The organism is Cyanobacteriota bacterium (assembly GCA_025054735.1).
Lineage (GTDB): Bacteria > Cyanobacteriota > Cyanobacteriia > SKYG9 > SKYG9 > SKYG9.
In genome coordinates this window covers 1-3261 of the sequence record JANWZG010000421.1, presented here as the reverse complement: position 1 = coordinate 3261, position 3261 = coordinate 1, and the positions used below count along the sequence as shown (strand labels likewise).

2 protein-coding genes are annotated in these 3261 nt (G+C 47.3%); one reads left to right on the top strand and one right to left on the bottom strand.

What is annotated here, in order from left to right; translation table 11 throughout:
- Positions 1 to 819: 819 nt before the first annotated feature.
- Positions 820 to 2343 (top strand): serine/threonine protein kinase, encoded by a 1524-nt coding sequence (locus NZ772_16140; GenBank protein ID MCS6815085.1) that lies wholly within the window; start codon positions 820 to 822, stop codon positions 2341 to 2343.
- On the opposite strand, the gene NZ772_16135 is transcribed toward NZ772_16140, so the two are convergent.
- Positions 2332 to 3261 (bottom strand): endo-1,4-beta-xylanase (locus tag NZ772_16135; protein MCS6815084.1); only part of this gene is annotated, 930 nt, incomplete at its 5' end. The two genes, NZ772_16140 and NZ772_16135, sit on opposite strands and share 12 nt — an antisense overlap.

Here is a 3261-nt window from a genome sequence, read left to right as displayed (position 1 = left end):
TCCAATTCCTAAAAATCCCTATGATTATTAAGTCTTTGAGGCTGGCTATAGCACTGAAGAGAGGGGTTAGGGCAGGATTGTAGATAATACTCAAGGTAACAATCTATACCGTGCCTCCAAAAGGCCGGTTACATAACCTACTATTTCGTGGCAATGACTTAACTACAAGCCATCCGTAGTGATAGTTTGAAAATTAGTATAAATTATCGCTGAAAATGCCTTGGCTAATTTTTGCATTGCTTCCCCCAGTGAAATGGGCTTTTTTCTGTGGATAGTCTGTTAACCTTGCTGTCTTCCAAGCAGAAGCCTTCTCACCAGCAACGTTGATTGCCCAATGAGTTGTTAAACACTGGCACTTGTCCTATTTTTGGGACAAACTAGTAGACTAGGACTGGTGTGTTCTCTCAAGCTTCCCAGAGTCTATACGACTCATGTCTGAATGTAGTTCTCCGAGTGATGGTGCTAATTCTGATACAGGAAGACAGATTGTTGTTTTGACCACGGCATCTCTAGCACTATTTTCATTGGGACTAGGTAGCTTAGAACGGGGGAAAACTATGCAAGTGCCAAGTTGGTTTTCGCCAGGATTCAGAATAATCGCTGATAGGGCATTAGCAAGCTTCTTTCAGTTGCTTTTACTCAAATACCGGAGCATAGTATCCAGATAGGTGCATCACAGCCATGTAATCGTAGATGTATGATGAAAACCCAGGGTAGATGTTGTATGCATACGTAACGCTCTTAGGAATCTAAGTTGTATGCAGAATGATTTGAGTTCAAAGGTGCCTCAAGTCATACCCTTTTAGAGAATCGACCGCAATGGCAGAGGCGAGTACAGACCATAACATTGGGCGATTGTTAGACGATCGCTATCGCATCGATGAACTGATTGGCAAAGGCTCTATGGGTAAGGTATACCTTGCCCACGATGTGCTGTTAGGTGAGGTGCCTGTAGCGGTCAAGTTTCTAGCCAAGACCTTGTTGAATCAAAAGATGCGCGATCGCTTCAAGAGCGAAGCTCGCACCTGCGCCCAGCTAGGTCAAAAAACGCTTCATGTTGTTCGAGTCATGGACTACGGCGTTGACGAAGACGAAGTGCCCTTCTATGTAATGGAATATCTCCGAGGCGAAAGTTTGGCAGATATTGTCCGGAGTAAGCAATTAACGTTATCTCGGTTTGTGACCCTCACTCGTCAAATCTGCCTTGGGCTGCAATGTGCTCACCAAGAGTTAATCATTCACCGAGATATCAAACCTCGAAACATTTTGGTCATTCAAGATGCCAGCATTGGTGAAATGGCAAAGGTATTAGATTTTGGGATTGCCAGGATCATGCAGTCAGGTGGTAATGAGACAACTTCATTCATGGGTACCTTGGCCTATGCATCTCCGGAGCAGATGGAAGGTAAAGAACTGGACATTCGCTCAGATATCTACAGCATGGGCGTGATGATGTATGAAATGCTGACTAATCGCCTGCCTCTACGAACAGATAGCCACACCTTTGGCAGTTGGTACAAAGCCCACCATTTTCAACCTCCAACAGCATTGTCCGCAGTACTTCCACCCAATCTTAAGGTGCCTAGTGCTCTAGAGCAGATGATTATGGCCTGCTTGGCGAAATCTCCTGATGAGCGCCCTCAGAGCATTGCTGAGGTAATCAAAGTGTTGGAGCCACTGGAAAGCCGCTATGACTCAGCCAAGCAGGTAGGGCAAAAATTAGAACAAACATTGGCGACGCTACCTGCTGTAACCAAGCCATCGCCCCAGCAGAAATTGACGGCTGATGAGATTTGTCAATTCATGTCCTGGCCTAAGGATAAGCCAGTCGCTGATATTGTCTTTCCCCATATGGTGCCCACTAGCCGAGATAATTTGGCAACACTGTGGGCCATGATGTCTGCGGAAGAGGTGGAAAGTCGTCGTAATAGCAGTCGTTATAATCAATTTCTTTGTTTGATGTCACCTCACCCAATGCTGTTGTGGGTAACAGTGATTTACAACCCCATCACAGGCCCTCGCTGGTTGCCCTGCTACCTAGATCTAAAGACTTCCTTTGGTCGAGATATGACCCGACTGTTGGGAGAGCGGGGTTACTACCGGTTGTTATTGTTTTCTAAAGAAAACCCTCAGCGGTGCGCAGCGTTGATAGCCTGTACGATTGCTCCTACGCAGTGTTCTCAGCTCAAGGAATGGTTAATATCTAGCCAGAGTCAGCCTTCCATTGGCCAACCTACGGTCAGTAAAAACATGCTGAAACAAGAGTTGGAAAAGCTAAAACCTAAGATTCTGCTGAAACTAGAAGCTCTTGGAGATCGCAATGGGGTCGATCTACTGGAGTAAAGGGCTGGCTAGGTAGCGTTGCAGGGCGTAATAGGCAGGCTTAGGACGATAGTTTTGGTCAAAAATCAGCGCTGATCCCCACCCTGGAAAGAAACTAGGTACCCAAGAGTGGCGATCGGTAAAGCCCCAGAGCACGGTAGTTTGGCAGCCGCCCCCAGCTAGACAGGCAGCTAGTAATTGCTGATAGACCTGTCCTTGGCGGACACGATCGCTGGCCGTAGCAGGCTCCTTTAACCGCACATCCATCTCAGTAATATCAACGGCTAACCCCAGATTAACAAGACGACGAACATTGGCTGTGACATCCGCAGGAGCAGGAAAATCTGCGAGGCTTACGTGCATTTGTAACCCCACACCATGAATCGGCACATTGCGCTGCAACAACCCTTGCACAAAGGCGTAAACTGCATCAGATTTAGAATTTAGACCTTCTGCACCGTAGTCGTTGTAAACCAAGCGTGCCTCTGGGTCGGCACTATGCGCCCACTGAAACGCCCAGTCAATATAGTCAGCCCCAAGGGATTGGAGCCAGAACGAGTTGCGGAGGGAACTATCATCAGCGATCGCTTCATTCACCACGTCCCAAGCAGCCACCTGCCCACGATAGTGACTCACTACTGTAGTGATATGGTCTTGCAGAACAGCTTTTACCTCATCCTTAGCAATTGATGACAACCACTCAGGCATTTGTTGATGCCAAACTAACGTATGTCCGCGTACTTGCATTCCATGGGTACGGGCTACGTTGACGACAGCATCAGCATCGGTAAAATCATAGCGATCGCGCTCTGGGTGGATCAATGAGAATTTCATCACATTCTCTGGTGTGACCACATTAAACTCACGCACCAAGGTGTCATGATATTGGGGCTGTTCACGCAGAGGCCGAATGGCAACGGCAGCACCGATAAATAGCCT